This is a genomic window from Ruegeria sp. YTSA072 (assembly GCF_059610285.1).
In genome coordinates, this window is sequence record NZ_JBXWNI010000014.1 from 61,793 (window position 1) to 83,136 (window position 21,344).

The 21,344-nt window shown below is 53.8% G+C and carries 24 protein-coding genes; 16 read left to right on the forward strand and 8 right to left on the reverse strand.

Annotation, left to right across the window (positions count from 1 at the left end; all coding sequences use genetic code 11):
• Window positions 1–386 precede the first annotated feature (386 nt).
• Window positions 387–1,274, reverse strand: a complete 888-nt coding sequence (locus AC2FIB_RS18995; RefSeq protein WP_496737049.1) for a LysR family transcriptional regulator — start codon at window positions 1,272–1,274, stop codon at window positions 387–389.
• 102 nt (window positions 1,275–1,376) lie between these two features.
• Between AC2FIB_RS18995 and AC2FIB_RS19000 the strand changes: the two genes are divergently transcribed.
• From AC2FIB_RS19000 to AC2FIB_RS19035, 8 genes are all read left to right on the forward strand, one after another.
• On the forward strand, window positions 1,377–1,667 hold the full coding sequence (locus tag AC2FIB_RS19000; RefSeq protein WP_496737047.1) for a putative quinol monooxygenase: 291 nt from the start codon (window positions 1,377–1,379) through the stop codon (window positions 1,665–1,667).
• Between the two features lie 26 nt (window positions 1,668–1,693).
• Window positions 1,694–2,707 carry a zinc-binding alcohol dehydrogenase family protein gene (locus AC2FIB_RS19005; protein ID WP_496842611.1) on the forward strand — a complete coding sequence of 338 codons (1,014 nt, stop codon included), beginning with the start codon at window positions 1,694–1,696 and terminating at the stop codon, window positions 2,705–2,707.
• On the forward strand, window positions 2,708–3,088 hold the full coding sequence (locus tag AC2FIB_RS19010) for a VOC family protein (RefSeq protein WP_496737044.1): 381 nt from the start codon (window positions 2,708–2,710) through the stop codon (window positions 3,086–3,088). It abuts the gene before it with no gap.
• Between the two features lie 145 nt (window positions 3,089–3,233).
• Complete coding sequence (locus AC2FIB_RS19015; RefSeq protein WP_496737108.1) at window positions 3,234–3,617, forward strand: nuclear transport factor 2 family protein; 384 nt, start codon at window positions 3,234–3,236, stop codon at window positions 3,615–3,617.
• Between the two features lie 136 nt (window positions 3,618–3,753).
• Window positions 3,754–4,257, forward strand: coding sequence for an aggregation factor core (locus AC2FIB_RS19020; RefSeq protein ID WP_496737043.1), 504 nt, complete (start codon window positions 3,754–3,756; stop codon window positions 4,255–4,257).
• 13 nt (window positions 4,258–4,270) lie between these two features.
• Window positions 4,271–4,723, forward strand: coding sequence for a TspO/MBR family protein (locus tag AC2FIB_RS19025; protein WP_496842612.1), 453 nt, complete (start codon window positions 4,271–4,273; stop codon window positions 4,721–4,723).
• 11 nt (window positions 4,724–4,734) lie between these two features.
• Window positions 4,735–5,289 carry a CIA30 family protein gene (locus AC2FIB_RS19030; RefSeq protein WP_496842613.1) on the forward strand — a complete coding sequence of 185 codons (555 nt, stop codon included), beginning with the start codon at window positions 4,735–4,737 and terminating at the stop codon, window positions 5,287–5,289.
• A 259-nt stretch (window positions 5,290–5,548) separates the two neighbouring features.
• The gene (locus AC2FIB_RS19035) at window positions 5,549–5,719 is read left to right on the forward strand and encodes a hypothetical protein (protein WP_159453907.1); all 171 of its coding nucleotides are present in this window, start codon (window positions 5,549–5,551) and stop codon (window positions 5,717–5,719) included.
• A gap of 543 nt (window positions 5,720–6,262) precedes the next feature.
• Here the strand turns inward: AC2FIB_RS19035 and AC2FIB_RS19040 are convergent.
• The 5 genes from AC2FIB_RS19040 to AC2FIB_RS19060 form a co-directional block, all read right to left on the reverse strand.
• Window positions 6,263–6,712 carry a MarR family winged helix-turn-helix transcriptional regulator gene (locus tag AC2FIB_RS19040; RefSeq protein WP_496842614.1) on the reverse strand — a complete coding sequence of 150 codons (450 nt, stop codon included), beginning with the start codon at window positions 6,710–6,712 and terminating at the stop codon, window positions 6,263–6,265.
• Complete coding sequence (locus tag AC2FIB_RS19045; protein ID WP_496842615.1) at window positions 6,702–7,802, reverse strand: Acg family FMN-binding oxidoreductase; 1,101 nt, start codon at window positions 7,800–7,802, stop codon at window positions 6,702–6,704. The genes AC2FIB_RS19040 and AC2FIB_RS19045 overlap by 11 nt, the downstream gene beginning before the upstream one ends.
• A gap of 215 nt (window positions 7,803–8,017) precedes the next feature.
• Complete coding sequence (locus AC2FIB_RS19050; protein ID WP_496737037.1) at window positions 8,018–8,695, reverse strand: GntR family transcriptional regulator; 678 nt, start codon at window positions 8,693–8,695, stop codon at window positions 8,018–8,020.
• A complete protein-coding gene (locus AC2FIB_RS19055) occupies window positions 8,692–9,723 on the reverse strand; it encodes a Gfo/Idh/MocA family protein (RefSeq protein ID WP_496737036.1) in 1,032 nt (343 codons plus the stop codon). The genes AC2FIB_RS19050 and AC2FIB_RS19055 overlap by 4 nt, the downstream gene beginning before the upstream one ends.
• Window positions 9,720–10,808: an isocitrate/isopropylmalate dehydrogenase family protein gene (locus AC2FIB_RS19060; protein ID WP_496737034.1), complete on the reverse strand. Its 1,089-nt coding sequence runs from the start codon at window positions 10,806–10,808 to the stop codon at window positions 9,720–9,722. Before AC2FIB_RS19060 ends, AC2FIB_RS19055 begins: the two co-directional genes overlap by 4 nt.
• Window positions 10,809–10,943: 135 nt before the next feature.
• On the opposite strand from AC2FIB_RS19060, the gene AC2FIB_RS19065 reads away from it, so the two are divergent.
• From AC2FIB_RS19065 to AC2FIB_RS19100, 8 genes are all read left to right on the forward strand, one after another.
• Entirely contained in the window at window positions 10,944–11,951 is a 1,008-nt protein-coding gene (locus AC2FIB_RS19065; protein ID WP_282121323.1) for a Bug family tripartite tricarboxylate transporter substrate binding protein, read from the forward strand.
• Window positions 11,952–12,008: 57 nt separating this feature from the next.
• Entirely contained in the window at window positions 12,009–12,758 is a 750-nt protein-coding gene (locus AC2FIB_RS19070) for a hypothetical protein (protein WP_496737032.1), read from the forward strand.
• A gap of 4 nt (window positions 12,759–12,762) precedes the next feature.
• Complete coding sequence (locus tag AC2FIB_RS19075) at window positions 12,763–14,274, forward strand: tripartite tricarboxylate transporter permease (protein ID WP_496842616.1); 1,512 nt, start codon at window positions 12,763–12,765, stop codon at window positions 14,272–14,274.
• Window positions 14,274–14,561, forward strand: coding sequence for a putative quinol monooxygenase (locus tag AC2FIB_RS19080; RefSeq protein WP_496737029.1), 288 nt, complete (start codon window positions 14,274–14,276; stop codon window positions 14,559–14,561). Before AC2FIB_RS19075 ends, AC2FIB_RS19080 begins: the two co-directional genes overlap by 1 nt.
• Window positions 14,558–15,355 (forward strand): N-acyl homoserine lactonase family protein, encoded by a 798-nt coding sequence (locus tag AC2FIB_RS19085; RefSeq protein WP_496737027.1) that lies wholly within the window; start codon window positions 14,558–14,560, stop codon window positions 15,353–15,355. The genes AC2FIB_RS19080 and AC2FIB_RS19085 overlap by 4 nt, the downstream gene beginning before the upstream one ends.
• Window positions 15,352–16,629 (forward strand): 3-oxo-tetronate kinase, encoded by a 1,278-nt coding sequence (otnK, locus tag AC2FIB_RS19090; protein ID WP_496737025.1) that lies wholly within the window; start codon window positions 15,352–15,354, stop codon window positions 16,627–16,629. Before AC2FIB_RS19085 ends, otnK begins: the two co-directional genes overlap by 4 nt.
• Window positions 16,626–17,267: a 3-oxo-tetronate 4-phosphate decarboxylase gene (gene otnC / locus AC2FIB_RS19095; RefSeq protein WP_496737024.1), complete on the forward strand. Its 642-nt coding sequence runs from the start codon at window positions 16,626–16,628 to the stop codon at window positions 17,265–17,267. The genes otnK and otnC overlap by 4 nt, the downstream gene beginning before the upstream one ends.
• 717 nt (window positions 17,268–17,984) lie before the next feature.
• Complete coding sequence (locus AC2FIB_RS19100) at window positions 17,985–18,755, forward strand: lysophospholipid acyltransferase family protein (RefSeq protein ID WP_162896861.1); 771 nt, start codon at window positions 17,985–17,987, stop codon at window positions 18,753–18,755.
• Between the two features lie 330 nt (window positions 18,756–19,085).
• On the opposite strand, the gene AC2FIB_RS19105 is transcribed toward AC2FIB_RS19100, so the two are convergent.
• Both AC2FIB_RS19105 and AC2FIB_RS19110 read right to left on the reverse strand, forming a co-directional pair.
• On the reverse strand, window positions 19,086–19,451 hold the full coding sequence (locus tag AC2FIB_RS19105; protein WP_496737022.1) for a cupin domain-containing protein: 366 nt from the start codon (window positions 19,449–19,451) through the stop codon (window positions 19,086–19,088).
• Window positions 19,452–19,524: 73 nt separating this feature from the next.
• A complete protein-coding gene (locus AC2FIB_RS19110; RefSeq protein ID WP_496842617.1) occupies window positions 19,525–21,057 on the reverse strand; it encodes a phospholipase D family protein in 1,533 nt (510 codons plus the stop codon).
• Window positions 21,058–21,344: the final 287 nt, after the last annotated feature.

The window sequence follows — 21,344 nt, forward strand, 5'->3', positions numbered from 1 at the left end:
ATGAGCGTCGAAAGTCGATTGAGTTATGCGAGGACTACTATTAATTGAACGAATTCTACGCGCCGCGCAAACTTACGGGCAAAAAATGCAAACTTATGCGCAAATCTCGCGCAAGGTTATGGGCGCAGAATCCGTAATTTTCTGAATGAAATCAGTGTTGGGCGCGCAGCGATATGCACGCGCCTACAGATATTGTGGAAGTTCGATATCGGGTTCATCTGCCTTGGAATCGTTATGATCTCAGGTGGTAAAATGTGGTTTGTGGATCGAATGGTGTGGGTCTGGCGCGACTTCCAAAAAAGTGGTGGGTCGTTGAGTGATCTTGAAACTGAGCGCTGAAGAATTGTCCTCTTGGAACGGTTCGCAGCTACCTGTTCCCGTTTGGGTCAGATCGCACCCATTTTCCGGCGTAGATACTGCGCGAACTCCGCCACTCGGCGAGGTTGGGCTCGGCCGGGTGGAAACATCATTTGTAGCGGCTTGGGTGGTGGGATGAAGTCGCCTAACAGGGCCACAAGCTTTCCGGCTCTGACATCATCGCCAACATCCAGTTCCGATTTCAACACAATGCCATGGCCTGCCAGAGCCCAACTGCGGATAAGCGAGCCATCATTTACAATTCGGTTTCCTTTGACTGGAACAAGCTGGCGCTCTCGGCCTGCGACAAACTCCCAAACGTTGTCGAGCGAACCACCGAAACGCATAACCAGGCAGTTATGACTTGCGAGGTCTTCGGGCAGTTCTGGTGCTCCATATGTCGCCAGATAGCTGGGTGCTGCGCAGACGAAACGCTGGTAGCTTCCAAGGTTGCGTATTCGGAGTGAGCTGTCGGTGATGTCCCCAAACCGAACAGCCAAGTCAAAACCCTGACCCACGAGATCGACATAGCCATCGGATAGCGACAGTTCTAATGACACAGCCGGGTTCTCTTCGGTGAATTCAGAGATCACGTCAGAGACAACACCACGACCTAAATCAATAGGCGCACTGACGCGGATCAGGCCAGAAAGGGTTTCGGCGCCGAGGCGAATGCGGGTGTCGAGGTCGGTGACTTCACTGAGAATGCTCTTGGCGCCATTGATCAGGACCCGACCCTCTTCGGTCAAACTGATTGAGCGTGTCGTTCGGTTGAACAATACCACACCGTAGTGTGATTCCAGCGCAGCGAGCCGTTCGGAGACAGTTGTGCTCGATAAACCTGTCTCTCGGGCCGCCGCGACAAGGCTGCCTTTCTCGGCAATGGTCAGGAAGAGGCGGAGGTTGTCGAGTAGCATTAGTCGGTATTTCCGGATTATACTTCCGATGAATGGCCGTTTATCCCGTTTTGACGGCGGCGTAAATCTACGACACCAACGAAACAGCAAAGGAACGACCTGATGGCCAAGCTGACCATTGTCGCCAACATCAAAGCCAACCCCGGCAAGATCGACCTTGTCAAAGCAGAACTCACCAAGCTCATCGACATCACCCGGTCTGAAAAAGGTTGCATCAACTACGACCTGCACCAAGACAACGATAACCCGACTCATTTCTTTTTCTACGAAAACTGGGAAAGCCGAGAGCTTTGGCAGACTCATATGGGGGCCCCACATCTGGCTGCATACATGGCGGCGACAGACGGAGCGGTCGCCGAATTCACATTGAATGAGATGACCGTCATCGGTTGATTTTGAACCAGAACGAGGAGCACGCCATGAAAGCCGTTGGATTTCGTACGGCCGGGCCAATTGATCAGGCGGATGCATTGATCGAATTCGAAGCAGACAAACCCACCCCTTCAGGTCATGATTTGCTTGTCGAAGTGCAAGCCGTTTCGGTGAACCCGGTCGACACAAAAATTCGGCAACGGCGTGCTCCTGTGGGTCCGGCACCTGACATTCTAGGGTGGGACGCCGTAGGGATCGTCGAAGCCGTTGGCAAAGAGGTCGAGACTTTCAAGCCGGGAGACACCGTTTGGTATGCCGGGGCGATCAATCGGCCTGGAACCAATGCCGAATACCATCTTGTGGATGAGCGCATCGTGGGGGCTGCTCCAAAATCCATACCTGCATCAGCGGCTGCGGCGATGCCGCTTACGACGCTCACTGCTTATGAGATGCTGTTCGACCGCTTGCGAGTCCAAGATGCCATTCCCGGCGGGACAAAAACGTTGCTGGTTATAGGTGGCGCAGGCGGTGTCGGGTCAATCACCATTCAATTGGCCCGGGCTCTCACTGAATTGACAGTGATAGCGACGGCTTCCCGGCCCGAAACACAAGACTGGGTTCAAGAGCTTGGCGCACACCATGTCATCAACCATGCGGAACCTTTTGGCGCACAACTCGAGGCTCTCGGTATCGACAGCGTGGATTTCATTTATTCGACAAACCATTCCCAGCTTTATGCGTCTCAAGCCGGAGAGGCGATGACACCCCAAGGTCGCTTTGGGTTGATCGATGATCCTGAGACCTTTGACATCGCGCCATTCAAACCCAAATCGATCTCATTGCATTGGGAGTTCATGTACACTCGGTCGCTTTTTGGGACTGGAGATATGAACCGTCAAAGCGAAATCCTGAATCAGGTTGCCGAGTTGATAGACGATGGAAAGATTAGATCCACAGCAACCGATACACTTGGTACAATCAATGCTGCAAACTTAATGAAAGCGCATGCTATCCTCGAAAGTGGCAAGGCCAAAGGAAAGCTCGTGCTTGAGGGTTTTTAGATGAGAATTGAGCGGCTAGATCATGTGAATATCGTAACAACTAAGTTGTCTGAAATGGCTACTTGGTATGAAGAGGTCCTGGGTTTGAAACCTGGGGCCCGCCCTGATTTTCCGTTTTCCGGGGCTTGGTTGTATGCGGGTGATCACGCCGTGGTTCACCTTGTGGGTCACGAAGGCACGCCAAATGTCGGCTCCGAAGTGAAACTCAAGCTCGAGCACTTTGCGCTCTCAGCCACGGGGCTGAGCGCATTCGAAGAAAAACTGATCTCGAGTCAAATCCAGTACCGCAAAACTGACGTCCCGGGGGCTCGAATGGTCCAAATTCACGTGGCGGATCCTGATGGGAATCATATTCATATTGACTTCGAAGAAACCGAGTAGGTGGCTAACCCGCGAAATAGATGGAACGCAAAATCAAGCTCGTAACTTCTTGTCGATTAGGGATTGAGATCCTTGCCGGGGTTGCTTCCTAGAACTACGCAGGTCAACATTTTCGGGAGGTGCAAACGTCGACTTGGAGATCAGCATGCCGGACCTCGAAACAAACAAAAAAAACGTCATCGCTTTCTACGAAATGATGTTCAACGAGTGTCGACCTGCCGAGGCCATAGCGACCTTTGTTGGTGAAACCTATTCGCAGCACAACCCACATGTTGCCGACGGCAAGCAAGCTTTTGTCGAGTACTTCGAGCGCATGGCCGCCGAATACCCGGGAAAGCGAGTGGACATCAAACGTGCCTTTGCTGAAGACGATCACGTTATTCTGCATTGCCACCAAATCTGGCCCGATGGTCTCGAGTACGCAGGGATCGATATTTTTCGCCTGGATGCTGATGGTAAGGTTGTCGAGCACTGGGATGTTCTTCAGGAAATTCCAGCAAACAGCGCGAATGACAATGGCATGTTTTAACTTAACCGTTCTGACTACGGTGCATGGAACTTTGAAGACTCCTTTCGGCTGAGCCACGATAGTCAAAGGGCGTAAGTCTGATCCAAGAATCCCGCCGAAGCGTATCTATCAAGAACCTTTTAGAAAGGAGATAAATATGCTCTCGAAGAGTATTCTTGCCGCGACCCTTGGATTGCTTGCAGCTACTTCGCTTCAAGCTGGTGTACAAATTCGCTTCATAGAAGGCGCACCCAAGGACCGTTTTGTTCTGACAAATGTCGGAGCTTGCAAAGTAGATGCCTCGACTCTCAAAATCGACTTGTCGCAATCTGCCGGACGATTGATTTTCGACGTTACCGAAAAAGGTGCGGGCGTAGAGGTATTCCAACCTCTCGAATTCGTAGAGGGTGCGGATGCTCTGCGGCAAATTCCAGCGGTCGTGGACGGGCAAGATTCAATTGAACTTGAGATCGCCTCCCTTCCAGCCGGGGACAAACTCGCCTTTACCATCGATGTAGACGACACCATCGGGCAACGCGAAATCACCGTAACAGGGTCGGAGATCGAAGGCGCTACGGTGTCTTATACTGATGAGGGAGAGACCAGTACTACGACCTTCTCTTCCGAAGCGGTCGTCAACGTCACTACCAAAGATTGCTGAAAGCAGTCCCGAAATGTCGAACTTGGTGATCCGCATAGCATTTCTTACGCTCATGTTGGGAGGCGGCGTCCTGATCGGGACACTGACCGCACCTGGCAATTGGTATGCGCAGCTTTCTAAACCGGCTTTCAATCCACCAAATTGGGTATTTGGCCCGGTCTGGACGGTGCTTTATGTGTTGATCGCCATGGCGGGTTGGCGCCAATTCGAAGCAGACCGAAGCTCCACCACCATGAAGTTCTGGTGGGCGCAGATGGGTCTGAACTTTTTATGGTCCCCAACCTTTTTCGTACTGCAAATGCCGTGGTTGGCCCTTCTGGTCATTGTCGCGTTGCTGGCTGTCATCGTCGTGTTCATCGCTGAAGTCAGGCACACTGATCGAGTCTCTGCACTGGCCTTCCTGCCGTATTTAGCATGGGTCGCATTTGCCACGGCGCTTAACCTTTCCATTGCGATATTGAACTGAGGAAGAACAATATGCATGGCAACTTCGTTGGGCTTGTTTCAGGTCTATTTATCATCGGATCTACAATGGCACAGGCTGACGGAAGTCTTACTGAAGACTTCTCCGAGTCTCCGGAGACGCGTTGGGACTACGTTGCCGACACCGTTATGGGAGGAGTTTCCTCAGGGCAGGTGCAGTTTCGTTCAGACGGTGATGTTGCATTCGCGCGGTTGACCGGATCCGTCAGTACAAAAAACAACGGTGGCTTCATCCAGTTTCGACGCAAGTTGCCTGATCGGCCAGATTCGAGTGTTTCGGGTGTCAGGTTCTTGGTCCGGGGTAACGGCGAGCAATACTTCGTCCACCTCAGGACACGTGGCACGGTGCTTCCGTGGCAATACTATCAGGCCGGGTTTGCAACTTCTGAAGAATGGACCGAAGTCACTTTGCCTCTGTCAGACTTCAAGGCTTCAGGTGCCATGTTACGCGCTATTCCCGTCGCTGACGAGATCACCTCAGTTGGAGTTGTAGCCTACGGGCGCGATCACGAGGCCCGCGTAGATGTCAGCGAGATTGGCTTCTACTGAAGGTCTCTCAAGCGAGGGCTGTGATCTTCTAATAAGTCTGCAACGCCGGTATTTCTTCTTCTGTCAGTTCCTGAATGCGGACGTGCTGTTTCTTCTTTTTAGATGCTGAACCTGTCTTTTCTGAGCGAGCATTCAGAGTAGGCTGCTTTCTGAAGAGACAACTCGTCTGGCAGTCTAAAATTAAGAATACTTAATCAAAGCAAAGTACTTTCAGCAAAAAACAACTCCCACATGACGCTTATCTAAAGGAGTGAGTATCATGAAGAGGATTGCAGCTTTGGGCCTTGTTGCCCTGACCCTATCATTTGTTGGCACTGGTGCGTTTGCAGAGTGCTACTTTGGGAACGATGCGGTAACCGGGGCGGAGACGATCATCTGTGAGACAGAGAGTGGCTTTTCCAGCTGGGGCACAATGATCGCTGAAGCTTGAGCGCTTCGGGGCACAACACCAGGCTTTCTGTGAGTTAGGGTAAATCAGATCGAACTCTGCAATTGGTAGCACCAAAGCCGAGAAACACGCAGCGCCGAGAGTAGTGACTCAACAGACTCTTCGGTAGTTGTTGCACGACGCGGAACCTCGGGTTTCGCTGCGATTCAAGAAGCTGCTCCAGTTCTTCACCTTGGTTTGCATCGCCGGAAATTTCAAACTCACGCAACATTGCGCCAATTCTTGGCGTTCTCCGGCTCTCTGGCCAGGCATTGTGATGGCCTCTGTTGTCAGGACTTCTGTTGTTCTTTGTATTGACCCGACACGACACCGCCCCACCTTTCTAATTCAGTTTTAGGAGCATCCTGAGTGTTTGTAAGGACCACCGCGTTATTGATTTTTGCTGTGTCTACCCCGGCCATGGCACTGCAGCTTCGCGAAACAGGGCGTTATGAGCTCAATCAACCCGCAAGTCTTCCCCCGGGGTCGAGATTGCATAATGTTCTAAGAATTTGGCTTCACATTCTGGCTAACACCAGTTTTTGCCTAGTCCCGTTCGCTGTCCAAAGCTTCGCGTATGAGCGTCAGATTCGGCAGCGAATTGTGAAATGGACTTGCCCCGAGTTCGGACAAAATTGGAGCCAGAGATTCCGACATCCGCTCCATACAAGTTTTCAGGAACTCTGCGCCTTGCGGCGTTGACCGGGCAATTTTCGAACGCTTGTCCTTTGGGTTGGTTTCAAGAGTGATCAAGTTATGATTTTCAAGGCTGGCGAGCATATGCGTCATCGAAGTCTTGGGCACCTGAAACGCGTTTGAGAGTTGCAGTGGGGTTTCACCTTCGGGCCGCCGTACCAGATGGCCCAAAATTCCAAATTGAATCGCCGTCATTCGACCAGGTAAGAACGCTTCAAGCTTGGTCGAGATCAACTGATTGATGATCCCGACCTCGGTGAAGAACCGGTAGACTTCGTTGGTCTCATCTTCAGGCTTCATTCAGAATTCGTGTCTCCAGTGGCCAGCGGGGGGTGGCAATTGGCTCGGGTCCATACCCCAAACGCAGCAACATTTGCACCGTGTGGCCCGGTGACGCAAGAAGCTTATGAGCCAGAGCGTATTCATCAGCCATCTCGGGATATTCCTGAAGGGCCTGACTGACCGGATGAACGCCCAGGCCCATTTCGGTTGTCTTCAGGTAGAAACGCATCAACCGACGCCCGGCATCGAGTTGATCGCTTCGCGTATTTGTGGCGGTTGTAAGGACTGCGTATTGCGGCGTCGCGTCTAGCATAGCGAAGTAGCCTCGCATGTGTGACTGAGTGCCTGGGTGATCAACGTTCATCAGGGTCTCATTGTTCAATAGGCCGGTAAGTCGCAGCGTTTCCAGCATGGGATCACGCAGTTCAATCCCGTCTGGGTTGGCGTTGATTTCTGCTTTGCCAATCCGCATCAGGTCGACGGATTCTTTCAGGGTCTGCGGCGTTCGCATTTCGATTTCAAAAGCGCGTTTCGTAAGATCTTGAATACGGGCCACCAAATCTTCATCGGCAATCAAAGTTGCATAGTCGCCAAGCGTAGACACTTGATCAGCAGAGAGGCGCTGTTCAGTGTATGGTTCTTTGTTCGAATGCCGTTTGAGGATTTGATCTGATAGTGGATCGGATGCCCCGCCCGGCACAAACACTGCTTCTGCGATGGGTCCGTCATCCCCATCTGGCAGTAACTTGACCTCGGTATCGAACCCGAGAGCACTTGCTGCCAGTACCATCGTCTCAACAAAGGCGCCGAGACCAATATAGAGCTGGCGGTGGTAAGGATCGGTTTCCGGAAGGTCGCGATCAGTATCGCGGTGGATGCGCACTTTGTCTTGACCCACCAACTCGACCAGCCAAGGTTGCAAGTTGTGCGGATTGGGGGCGAGAATTGCGTAGGACAAAACGGCTTTGCGTGGGTCGTCATACGGTTTTGGCGTCCACGGAGCCAGCGCGTCATGCGGCGTGCGTGTAGCGAGGAACGCGACCGCGCCCGTTGCCGCCAGTATTGTGCCTCCGCCTAGAATCTTGAGAAAACGTCTTCGGTTTGGCATGTTGACTCTCCAATGGTACGATATCGCACTAATTTAATACGAATTCGTACCATATCAACCCCAATCGATGCAGTGATTGATTGAGTGATTTGAAAAAAGAAACTCAGAACAGCCAGACGCATCTGCGGACTGCCTTGGCAGACAAGTATTCGGAGCGCTTTTAGTGCCGAAAATAAGCAGTTATTTTAGCTGATTAACGATTGGATACGAGAAGATCAGAGGCTGTTGAGCCGATGCTTTTCGAGTATCCCGCAAAGCATAGCCTGCGCTTGCAGCCTGTGTTCTCGATGGCGTTCACGGGCAGCATCCGGACGACCTTCACTAATCGCTTGGAAAACGACACGGTGATCTTCATTGGACTTGACGGGCAGGGGCCTGATGAACAACGTCGTTGCGCGTGCGCGGCGCACCTGGTCGCTCATCATGGCGACAATCGCTTCGACCCGTTTGTTGCCGCCCAACCGAACGAGTTCCTGATGAAACAGCTCGTCGGCCTCGGCCCAGGCTTCAAGGTCTTCGGCTTCGATGGCTTGGTCCATCTTTGCAATTGATCCGGCAAGTACCGCCAGTTCATCATTTGAATAACCCGCTTCGGCAGCGCGCTGTGCTGCGAGACTTTCGAGTTCCGTTAGGATGTCATAGATTTCGCGCATATCGTCCGACGAAACGGGCAGTATTCGCACACCTTTGCGGGGCCGCATTTCCAGCAACCCTTTACTTTCCAACATCAGCGCAGCTTCCCGTATCGGGGTGCGGGACATGCCAAGGGTCTCGGCGAGTTCCGATTCCAGATGGTCAGTTCCGGCCGCAAGTTCGCCGGACAGGATCATTTGGCGCAAATCCCTAACAGCGCGTTGCGTATTGGAAAGAGTTTTTGCGTCCTGATCCTTCACGGCGTCTCCAGGTTGATCTTTCGTCCCTCCGCAGCCGAGAGATAGATGCTTTCTTCGATGCGGATCACGTCCAAATAGTCTCGAGCCGTGTTCTCCAACGGCGTGCCTCTTAGAAGGCCTGAAACGACGTGACTTTGCAAGGCGTGGACGCAGTCTCCTCCAAATCCATCATGATCGCTTGGAGGTAGAATCTGCTGCCGCTCCTGTTTTCCAAAACCGCGGAGCTCAACTGAACCGTCCCCGTTAAGAATCAGTGACCCTTCCGTTCCTTCGATGAGAGCTTCGCCCATGGTCTGACGCAGGTTTTCGGCGCTGTGGTCAAGGCATCTGTTGCCATCGAACAGAGTTCTTAAACCGTTGGCGTGGTCAAACAGGATGTAACCTGCGTCCTCGCCCGCGATAACTGGGTTAACTTGGCGCAAGTCCGCATAAACTGCGCTGGGCGTATCGAACAAAAATCGGAACGTGTCTACCCAGTGAACCGCTGTTTCGTGAACAAGGAAACGTTGCATGTTCTGAAAGTACGGCTGCCGGTCAAGGTAGGCGCGTGGTCCCTGTCCGTCGCCGGGCCGAAGCCGGAAAGTCGCTTGGAGAGGTGTACCAATTCGACCCTCGGTCATCGCCTCTTTGATTGCGCGATACCAAGGCTGGAAGCGAAAGTTCTCGTGTACAACAATAGTTGCCCCAATCGCTTCAGCCTCTGAAACAATCTTCTCAGCTTCATCCAGAGACAAGCAAAATGGCTTTTGGCAGATCAACCACTTTATTCCAGAGCGCAGTGCCGTTCGGATGGCGTCGGCCTGCGCCACAGGTGGAAGGATGATGTCCACGAGATCTGGTTTTTCCGCCTCCAGCATTTTTGACAGATCATCGTAAGCGGCCAGTCCTGTCTCTTTAGCCTTTTTGATGTCACGGTTGCAGGATGCAACCGGAAGCGCTCCGGGCATTCGGGACCAGCTTTCGTAGTGGAACTTGCTGAAATAACCCGCACCCACACACGCGACCCTGATGGCTTGTTGAGTATTCATGCCCGCAATACTTCCAATACCGATGAGGCTGCGTCCTGCGTTCCGGCCGTTCCACCTAGGTCACGGGTCAGGTTCTGTCCGTTCGCCGTCACCTTCTCCACGGCTTCACGCAATCGTTCGCCGTCGCTGGACAGGTCTGGATGATCATGGGTGAACCCCAACCATTCAAGCATCATTGCTGCGGACAGGATCATCGCAAACGGGTTGGCAATACCCTGTCCCGCAATGTCGGGAGCGGAACCATGGCAGGGTTGGAATACAGCGTGGTTCAACCCGATATCCGCTGACGGAGCCAGTCCAAGACCACCCATGAGACCCGCACCAAGGTCTGAGAGGATGTCTCCGAACATGTTCTCAGTGACCAAAACGTCAAATTCCCAAGGCTTTTGAACCATCCACAGAGCGGTAGCATCAACATAAGCATGGTCTGCCTGTAATTCGGGATGGTGGGCGGCTTCTGCATCAAACATCGATCTGAAGAACGCAAAGGCGCGGAATACATTGGCTTTGTCGACACATGTAACTCGACCCCGACCGCGCCCGGTTCTTTTGCGGTTCTGGGCGAGTTCAAACGCGAACCGGAACAGTTTTTCGGACACCTCACGAGTGATCAGCAGAGTTTCACGTGCTTCGTCATCGGTAACTTCGCCAGCGCCTTGGGTGAAGAACAGCCCTTCTGTGCTTTCGCGTATCAAGACAAAGTCGATCTCTTTTCCGGGGGGCAGCGCCAAGGGGGTCATTTGTCCGCTGCTTACTTTTACAGGACGCACACCAGCGAAAAGTCCCAGTTGCTTTCGCAAATCAATCTGCGGTGAAATTTCGGTTCCGTCAGGGTATCGCACATCCGGCAAACCCATTGCAGATAGCAGAATCGCGTCGGCGTTGCGTGCAGTTTCGAGTGACCCAGCCGGAAACGATTCTCCTGTTTTGGCGTAGTGGCCTGCGCCTGCCGGCGCGTCTGTAAACGCCAGCTCGTAGCTGGGACTGTTGCCCGAGAGCTGGCGCAGGATTTCAAGCGTAGGGGCCATAATTTCCGGGCCGATCCCGTCCCCGTGGAACACCGCAACATCGTACATTTTTTTCATCTTGGCCCGTTTCCTTCCCGTTTCGCATTCATAGCGCGATAGCAGCTTCCACTACAGTACGTTGACAATGCATTCTTTAATGTATACGTAAATAAATGCAATAATAAACGCAAAGATGTTTGGGAGGACTTGGAAATGAAACTAAAGCTAGGGCGGTTGGCGGCCGCAGCCGTGATGGCGACCGGGATTACAGGGGCAGCTGCTGCGCAGGATTATCCCTATCGTGATATCACCACAGCTGTGGTCTGGGGGGCCGGAGGAGGTACGGATACGATCAACCGGATGATCATGGCCGAGATGGAAAAACACCTTCCGGTCTCGATCAATGTGATCAATCAAACAGGTGGTGTCGCAGGCTCCAATGGTATGGTTTACGTCATGAACCAACCAGACGATGGCTATACATTGGTTGGTTTGTCAGAGTCGAACGTCACCGCTGCTGTGCAGGGTGGTTGGGATAAGAAATTTGATTTTTGGTATCCGTTCATTGTTGGCGGATCACCTGATCTGATCTCGGTCCCGGCGGACAGCCCTTACAATACGCTGGAAGAACTGGTCGACGCTGCGAAAGCCGCTCCTGGCACTATTCCCGCGGCGGCTTCCGGCGCAGGTTCAATCCACCACTTGAACCTTCTGGCCATCGAAAAAGGGTCCGGCGCAGAATTCAAGTTTGTTCCCTACAAAGGCTCGGCGCCAGGTCAGGAAGCAGCGATAGCGGGTGAAGTTGCGTTGGTTGTGACCTCACTGGCTGAACAAGCTCCGCTGATCGAAGGCGGTCAGTTGAAGCCGCTCGCGATGCTGACGCCCGAAGATGCGCAGATTGCAGGGGCAACAGTGCCTTCTGCCTTTGGCATCTATGACGGTCTTGATCAGTATTTGCCGCTCAAACAGGCCATCGGGTTTGCAGTTCACAGTTCAGCCGGGGACGATGTAAAGGCCGCGCTTGGTGATGCCTTCGAGCAAGCTATTGCCTCCGACACCGTCGCCGAATGGGCCTCTGCAAACAACTATGATGTCGGTGGTCAACACGGTGAAGAAGCTCAAGAACTGTTTGCGAACCTCGAGGCTACTTTTGCCTACACCTTGCAGGACCTTGGCGCTGCCACAGTGGATCCGGCCTCGCTGGGTATCGAGCAGCCCTAATCCGATCAATTTTGAAGGGGCGCGTTTGATCGCGCCCTTTCCCTCAGGAGGCAGGCAATGGACAAACCTGACGAAACACTGGTCATGCGGTCGCGCGACTTTTGGGCAGCAATTGTTCTTATAACAGTGTCCGTCTTTTTTCTTTGGAAGACATCGGACATTCCACTTTGGGGCGAAAACCGCGCAGGTGTAAGTGGCTCGGATTGGTACAACTCGGCGGCAATTGTACCGCTGTTCATCTTCGGTGGATTGCTTGTGTTGTCCTTCGTCTTACTGGCGACTTCAATCCGCTCAGGTGGGGCCCAAAACGCGCTCAGTGCTTTGGGCATCGGATGGGATAAGTCGGAAGCCTATCGAGCTTCTACAATAGGCCTGATCCTTCTTGCATATGTCGTCGGACTGGTTCCCAGAGTGGACTTCATTCTGTGTTCTGGGTTGCTGATTACAGCTCTGACTTACGGCTACTACGGGGGTCATGCGCGGCGTGCTTTGGTGGCCTGTAGCGCGGTTGTCTCTGCCGGGCTATTTGCGTTTGCTGTATTTCCCGCGCAGGCGGACTGGAACGCACACAGTGATGATTGGTTTACACTGGCCTTATGGGTCTCGCTCACACTTGTGGTGTTGAGCAAGGCGGTTTCCGAACGCGTTTTGCGATTCGTTCCGTTGGTGGCAGTACTTGCCCCGTTCATTCTGGTTTGCGCGATGGCCTTTGTTTTCCGACAGAACGTGCCCGCGCGCGGCGGGCTGATCTTCGAGCAAATCGAATACCACTACTACGTGACGCTTCGTCCGCTATGGAAAGATTGACCGGATGGGCTTTATCCTTTCGCAACTGGCTGGATTTGGGACCGCATTCGTGGGCCTGGCAGTAGACCCGCTGACCTATCTGTATTTGATCGCATCCGTGTTCCTGGGCATCATATTCGGCGCATTGCCCGGCCTGACCGCAACGCTGGCAGTGACGATCCTGACGGGTTTCTTCGGCAACAAGATCCCATTGGACTATTCGCTTATCGCTTTGCTCGGGGCCTATGTCGGCGCGATTTACGGTGGCTCTTATCCGTCAATCCTGCTGAACATTCCGGGCACGGCGGCCAGCGCGGCGACAGCCATGGATGGATACCCTCTGGCCAAAGCGGGTCGAGGGGGCGAAGCACTAGGGCTGACCACAACGGCCAGTTTCATTGGCACAGTTATCGGGACCATCACGCTTTTGATTTTCGTGTGGGCGCTGCTTTTGGTTTCAAAGAACATCGCAAGCCCGGAGAAAGCGTTGCTGGCCCTTTTCGGCATTCTGCTTTCTGGCACTTTGATGAGCGAAGACCTGGTGATTAAGGGATGGATCGCTGGTTTGATCGGGCTTGCGATGTCCATGGTGGGACTCGATCCTTTGTTGTCTGAGCCGCGCTATACCTTCGGCTGGTCTTACTTGATGAGCGGGTTTCAGGTCGTGCCGGTTTTGATGGGGGCCTTCGCCATTCCCCAAATCATCGACGGTTTAAGGCACGTTGAGGCCGGGAAAGCTCTGGCCCTGAAAGGTCGCATCCTTCCGAACCTACGCTCCATCCGACGTTACTTGCCGACCATTGGCCGTTCAGGAGTGATCGGGACCGGGGTAGGAGCGCTTCCCGGCGTGGGCGAAGATGTCGCCGGTTGGGTCAGTTACGGTGTCGGCAAGACCGTATCTGCCGAGGGCGACAAGTTTGGAAAAGGCTCTTTGGAAGGTCTGCTGTGCTCTGAAACGGCAAACAACGCCTGCATTGGGGGCGCGCTAATCCCGCTTTTGGTTTTGGGCATTCCCGGCTCACCACCCGCCGCGGCTTTGATGGGGGCTTTCAAGATTAACAACGTGATCCCAGGTCCGACGATAGACCCCGAGATCATTCTGCGCGTGGTTGCAATTTTGGTGCTGGCCTCCCTGACAATGTTCTTGATGGGCCTGTTCACTGCTCGGGTCTTTATCAAAATACTCGCCATCCCGCAGACCATCTTCTTGCCCGTCGTTATGGTTCTGACAACAATTGGGTCTTTCAGCGTTGGTGGTGGCATCAATGATCTTTACCTGATGCTTGGCGTCGGCGCCGTTGCCTATTTCATGAACCTGATGAAATACCCAATCGCGCCGTTGGTGATCGGGGTTATTCTGGGCAGCCTGTTTGACGAAACCTTCCGCCGGTCGCTGTTCTTGTCGGACGGGGATCTTTCGGTCTTCTTTTCACGACCCGGTGCGGCCATTCTGCTGGTGCTCAACATTGGTCTGATCCTCAGCCAGCTGCCCGTTGCAAAGCGCGCTTTCTCACGTCTGAAAGGACTTTCTGTCTGATGTTTGTAGTCACTGTCACTTTCACTCTCAAACCCGGTACGAGAGACACCTTCTTGCCGCTGATGGTCGAAAACGCTTCAACCTCTTTGCGGGATGAGCCCGGTTGCCGGCAATTCGACGTCTGCCTCGGTGACGATCCCGCGACGGTGTTCCTTTACGAGATCTATGATGACGGCGCGGCGTTTGCTGCCCACCTTGAAAGCGCGCATTTTCAGGCTTTCGATACGGCAGTGGCTGATATGATCGCCACCAAGGTAGTTCACCAGTACTCCGAGGTCATCCGATGAACGATTGGGAAATCCACGCCGTGAAATACGCGGATCGCAATGCCCGGACGCGAGCTGATAGTTTCATCATCGATGATAATCACAGCGCGCCTCACGCGATGGATTACTTCGTTTGGGTGCTCAAACGCGGCAACAAAGTCATTCTGGTCGATACTGGCTACGACTCCGATGAGGCCGCCGCCCGTGGTCGTCCCATTGAGATGGATCCTCGCGAGGCTCTGCGGCCCTTAGGCATTTCGCCGGAAGCGGTGACCGAGGTTATCGTGACCCATCTTCATTATGACCACGCGGGTGGGCTGCATATGTTCCCGAACGCGAAGTTGCATATGCAATCGGCGGAGATGGCCTTCGCCACAGGCCCCTGCATGTGCCACGACCATCTGCGCGCACCTTTCACGGCGGGCCATATTTGCGAGGTCGTAAAGCGTCTCTATTCAGGGAAGGTCGTGTTCTACGATGGAGAAGCCGAGATTATAGATGGGGTCACGGTGCACTGCATTGGTGGGCATTCGCGAGGGTTGCAATGCGTTCGCGTAAGGACGGAAGCCGGGTGGATGGTGCTCGCCTCTGATGCCTCGCATTACTATGAGAATTTCATGGCGCGCAAAGCCTTTCCCATAGTCGTCGACCTGCAGGACATGATGGATGGATTTAAGACGCTCGAGAGGTTGGCCTCGCATCCTCGACTTATCGTGCCCGGCCATGATCCACTTGTGCGTGAGGTTTTTCCCGTCGGTGCGGCACCGCATATCCATAGGTTGGATCCTGGGCCAAACAGGGACATCGAACTATGAAAATCGGTGTCATAGCCGATGACTTTACCGGTGCGAGTGATATCGCGAACACCTTGGCAAAGGGCGTTGAGCCTAAAGGTGGATTAAGAACCGCGCAGTTTCCAAGTATTCCGAATACCCCAGCCGACGAGGAGATCGAAGCGGGCGTGATCTCTCTCAAGAGCCGCACCGCACCGGTCGAGGAAGCTGTTGCAGACAGTCTGCGTGCCTTGCGGTGGCTCGTGGACCAAGGATGCCAGCAGTTCATCTTCAAATATTGTTCGACCTTTGATTCCACGACGGAGGGAAACATCGGTCCCGTTGCGGAAGCGCTGGCCAACGAACTGGGCGCGGAAAAAGTGATTTTCTGTCCGGCCTTTCCGACAACGGGGCGTACTATCTATTACGGTCATCTCTTTGTGCTTGGTAAGTTGTTGCACGAGTCTGGGATGGAAAATCACCCTCTTACTCCGATGACGGATGCCAATATCAGGCGATGGTTGCAGTATCAGACTGAAGAAACGGTTGGGTTGGTGCCAATTGACACTGTGAAGCAAGGTTCAAAGGCGATTGCTGATGCTTTGCAGAAAGCCGACGAACGATTTGTGATTGGCGATGCGATTTCGGATGAAGATTTGTTGGCCTGGGGCGAAGCTCTAAAGGATGCCAAGCTCATTACTGGGGGATCGGGTATAGCGCTGGGTCTACCAAGAAACTTCCTGAGGGAGACTTCATCCAAAAGTGCTGGCAGTGCGTTCACTGGTATCGCAGGGCCTGCCGCGATCCTTGCGGGTTCTTGTTCAGGTGCGACCCGCGGGCAGATCGATGTTCATGCGAAATCCCATCCAACCTTCGCCATTGATGTTCCGGGTGTCATGTCCGGGGATGTGACCACGCAAACGCTTCTGGATTTCTTTAAAGCGCATCCGGGTCAGGCCCCGCTCGCGTATTCATCGGGAAGCCCGGATGATGTTCGCGCGATCCAAAATCAATTTGGTCAGGAAGCTGTAGCGAACAGGCTGGATAATCTCTTTGCAGAAACTGCACGGGAACTTGTCCAAACGGGTTATGAGCGCCTTGTCGTGGCCGGAGGAGAGACGTCGGGAGCTGTCGCCCAGGCCGTCTCTGAGGCACTGGGGTCACCGGCTATGTCAATTGGGACAGAGATTGACCCGGGCGTGCCAGTCCTTAGCGTTGGGAAATCTGAACCCATTGCGTTGGCTTTGAAGTCTGGAAACTTTGGCGCTCCGGATTTTTTCGCGAAAGCGCTGAGAATGATGGAGTCGGGCAAATGAGCTCTGAAGAAATGGCGCTGCGGCAGCAGATGTCGGAGCTGTGTGCCTCGCTGTTTGTGCGTGGCTTTTCCGTTGGCACTGCGGGCAATGTCTCTGCGCGTTTACCGGACGGGATTCTCATGACGCCAACGAATTCGACTTTGGGCAATGTTGACCCCGAGCGAATTGCCAAGATTGATTTGGATGGCAACCACGTCTCCGGAGACAAGCCGACCAAGGAGGTCTTTCTGCACCAAGCCTTCTATGAGACGCGGCCGGAAGCTGGTGCAGTGGTGCATCTGCATTCGACCTGGGCCACCGCACTGTCGTGTCTGGAAGACACGGATCCCAATGACTGTATTCCGCCGCTTACACCATACGTGGTCATGCGCGTAGGCACGGTTAAACTGGTTCGATACGTTAAGCCGGGTGATCCAAAATCCGGTGATTTGATCCGTGAACTGGGCGGGAATTTTAGTGCTGTTCTGCTGGCCAATCACGGTCCCGTCGTATCAGGAATGGATCTCTTCTCAGCGGTCTGTGCAGCGGAAGAGCTGGAAGAAACGGCTAAGCTGCTAGTGGCTTTGCGCGGCCTGCCAACCCGCCTATTGGATGCTGAACAAGTAGCAGAACTCAATGAGACTTTCAGAAGGATGTAATCAGACACAGAAAGGGGGAGTGTGCAGACTTTTGGGCAAATCGTGCATAATTTTGCGCGAATACCGCGCAAAGTTATGGGCAAGAACATTTGAATTTATGCACGAAATCAATAGCAGGAGCGCATCGTTATGAGCGCGCCTACACTACAGTAGCTCCAAAGCACTTTAGCCGAATTGATCTGACGGCAAGACTTCTGAGCTTCTTCAAGTGGTTGATACATACGGGTCGCGACCCGGTCCACCTGTCGCATCGGCTGCACCGAGACGCGGGAATCGACGAGCTAAACATAGAGAGAAAGGAGCTGATGAGAGCGCCTATGATCCGCTGAAACCCAATGGACTATGAACGCCTGCTCCATGTTAGCAACACAAAATCATCGCGGAACTGAAATGCGATTACGTGGAGTGCGACTGGACTGGCGGTATCTTAGCATTGCTTGCAAATGAAGCCCCTGCGGGGCTCAATTCGGTCATTTGACGGTTTGCCGATTTACTTCGCCAAGGCCGGTCAGTTGGTACTCAAGTTACACTGAACAACCAAGATACATTCCTCTACGTCGTCTTTTCTCATTGATCTGGCATTGACTTCGACAGATAGAGAGGTGTGCGGTGGCTGTCTTCCTTCTCACGTGGCGCATGTCAAAGCGCTGCCGGAGGACCTCCGGTGGCCTCTATTCATGGCTTACGCACCTGCCACAGGCCCTATCAGAGGACGTCATGCCCCTTTCACCTGACGGTCAAGACCGCGCTACTCGCGCCATTGACCCATTGCCAATACGCCTTATCAAGCGCGCTATACTGGTTCTTATCGGCCTGTTTTATTTCCTCTTCGTGGCCTTTGCCCCTCTTCTTTGCGTTCGGCGCAGAGGGTTTCGGGGTTGGTATTGGCGCCTGGTGAAACGGTCATGTTCACGCCTGCTGTGGCTCCTCAGCATCCGCGTTGAGATGCGTCCTGAGGAAAAGAATGCCCTCGCCGCCGACACCAACAGCATCATCGTGGTCAACCACCGTAGCCATCTCGATGGCTTCAGTCTCATGCACGTGGTGCCCGACACCAAATGGTTCACTTTCGCGGCGAAGTCAGAGTTCTGGAACAGCAAACTCCTGCGCACTGGTTTTGATGGAGCGGGTCTCGTCCCTATCAACCGAGACTCCGGCTCAACGGCCATGGATACGCTGATAAAGGCTGTCAGGGAAATGCCTGCCCGCTGTTCCATCGTGTTATTCCCAGAAGGCACCCGATCCAAAACAGAATCGCTCGGGGATTTTAAAGCGGGTGCTGTCTTAGTCGCCCGAGAAACCGGCCGCACGATCACCCCTATTGTCATCCATGACAGCGATAGTCTACTTCCACGCGGCAAACATTTGCCGCGCAGCGGGACGATCCGTGTGGAGGCATTGCCAACATTCGCGTGCGATCCTACCGCTAGTGTGGATGAGGATCTGGCGCGATTGCGCAGGCAGATGATGGCTGTGTTTGAGCGGTGAAGTCTGTTTGAGAGAGATATGCAGAAACCGAGTTTGTTGAGTTTCGGCTACGCGTAGCGGCAGATAGCAGATTAGCGGAGCAGCTGTACTTGTCGGAGGGGTGTTCTCCAGCGGGTATCAATATGCGAAGACCTAGTTAGCACCCGTATTTCAGTATGCTCTTAGCCAGTCTTATCTATGGTTGGACTGCTTGGTATTGCCACTGAACCCTCAGAAGAAAATGGACATTTGAGTGACTAAAAGCTAACACTAAGCCGCCACGCTGAAACGGTGCCGTCCGACGGTGAATATTCCGCCTGGGGTTTCGTACACGGCCTCGGATCGCCGAAGTTACTCGAACTGAATTATGACGACTTCAAAATCCTGATCGCTTGTGACCCTGGTGTGGTGCCCCTTTCCCACCTTGTCTTCCATGTGCCACACGTCGCCGGGGCCGATGTCACGATAGTTTCCATCGCTTGCAGTGACGCGGATTGTGCCTGCAAGGCAAATCAGCCTTTGCGCCACCGGGGTCGGATGGATAGGCTCGTTCCAACCGGATCGAAGCAGCAGGAACATTGTCTGTTTGACGCGCTCTGGCTCGGATACCTCGATGGCCTGCGCGGGCGGGGCGAAACTCCGTTCCTCGAGGTTGACGTCAATGTCATCCCAATGGCTTTCGCCAGCAGCATCGGCATAAAGCTTGCAATACTTCACGGTGAACGTCCTTTCAGCTTTTTGCCGCGGTAAACCTAAGAATGATCGGTCGCGTTAGTCGTTACTTGCGGGCCTAAAGCTGTGACCCGATCGGTAGAATACTCAGAAAACCAGAGACGATGTGATCCCAGACCGACCCCGTGGGCTCGGAATCGTATTCCAGTATTTCCCCGTCCGCTCCTCGTGTTCTCCATTTAAGCTGGCCTGCGCGTTCCAACGTCACCTGGTAGGTGTAGGCGGGCAGGGCCACGTCCAATGCACCCATCGTTTGAACGGCCATCGCAGGAGAGTCGATCAGAATGCCCATTTCGGTATTGATGTTCACAGACCGCGGGTCCCAATTGAATGAGCCAACAAAGAGGTAACGGTCGTCGATGGCAAAAGCCTTGGAATGCAGGCCGGATCGGGATTGCGCCCAGTTGATACCGCGACGCTGAACCTGATAGGCGTCTGGCCGCAATTCATAAAGCTCAACACCACCGCGCAGCAACGCCCTGCGTTTCTTGGCGTAATGCGCATAGACCGGCACGACGTCATTTGACCCTAAGGAATTGGTCACGACTTTGACGTCCACACCGCGATTTTCCAACTCGGTCATCCATCGGACGCCATTGTTGCGCGGCACGAAATAGGCCGAGATGATATTTACCTCGCTGCTGGCAATTTCAAAATAAGGCAGCAATTGCGATGCAAGAATGGGGTCGGACGTTTCAACGCCCGCAGCTTTTGAGGGCGGGTCCGCATACAAACGCGCGGGGACCCAATTCAGCCGAAGCGCGCCGTTGGCAAAATTCTCTTGCGCGGATTTCCTGAGCGCAGCGCCGTACTGGGTCTGTTTTGCTTCCTCCACCAACTCATTCAGCCTTGTGCGCGCATCGTTCAGGTCAAACGATTCCGGTTGTCCAACAACCACGCGTGCGGGAACGGCAAATTCACTGTTCCAATAGGTGTCAAAGCTTTGGGAAACCTCATTCACGACCGGGCCTGCCGCCAGCACGTCCAGATCTGCATAGTTCATTTCTTCCCGGGCCAGGAAATACTCGGCTCCGATGTTGCGCCCACCAACAATCGTGAACATGTTGTCTGCGGTCATGGATTTGTTGTGCATCCGGCGATTGATGCGTTTGAAGTCTGTCAGACCTGCAATCAGTAGGCTTTGATCCCGCCAAAAAGGATTGAACAGTCGGATCTCGATATTCTCGTGATTGTCCAGCGCTGCGGTCATAGCGTCGTAGCTGGACGTGTCCATGTCATCCAAAAGCAGCCGGACACGAACGCCCCTGTCCGCCGCCTGCAAAAGACTGGCCGCAAACAGGTGGCCCGTGGGGTCATTGTGCAAAAGGTAGTATTGCGCGTCGATGGTATGCTCGGCTGCAGAGGCCAGCAAAAGCCTTGAAACCAGCGCTTGTTCCCCATCACTGATCAGTTTTACCCCGGACCGCCCATCCTTGGGATCGCCAAGCCGGTTGGCCGCGCGCATCAGGGCGCTGTTCGCGGGGACCGCAAAGGACAACGAAATGGTTTTTTCATAGCTGCGTGTTTTGGGGGCGCATGCAGCAAGAGCCAGCGCACTGCACAGACAAACCACGACGGCCCATGGCTTCATCGACATTCCTCCCCCGTTCCATCTCAGGTGACTACGCATGTAGGGGCGATTGCAAGTTTGTTTCCGGATTCGCCGGGTTGTTTCTCAAGCCTGTGTTGTTCGGGCGAAACCCCAAAAAGGCCCGCGCAGGGGTGTTCGCTGACCGCGTCGTTTTAAATTGAAGACGGAGTCTCGGATACTGAGGTTGAAGGGGTGTCGCCGGGTTTTGCAGGTCCGATCGGCCCCCAATTCTGATCATAAAGCACCTAACTGGTTCAAGGCACCTGCGCCGTCCCACAAATGGGTGA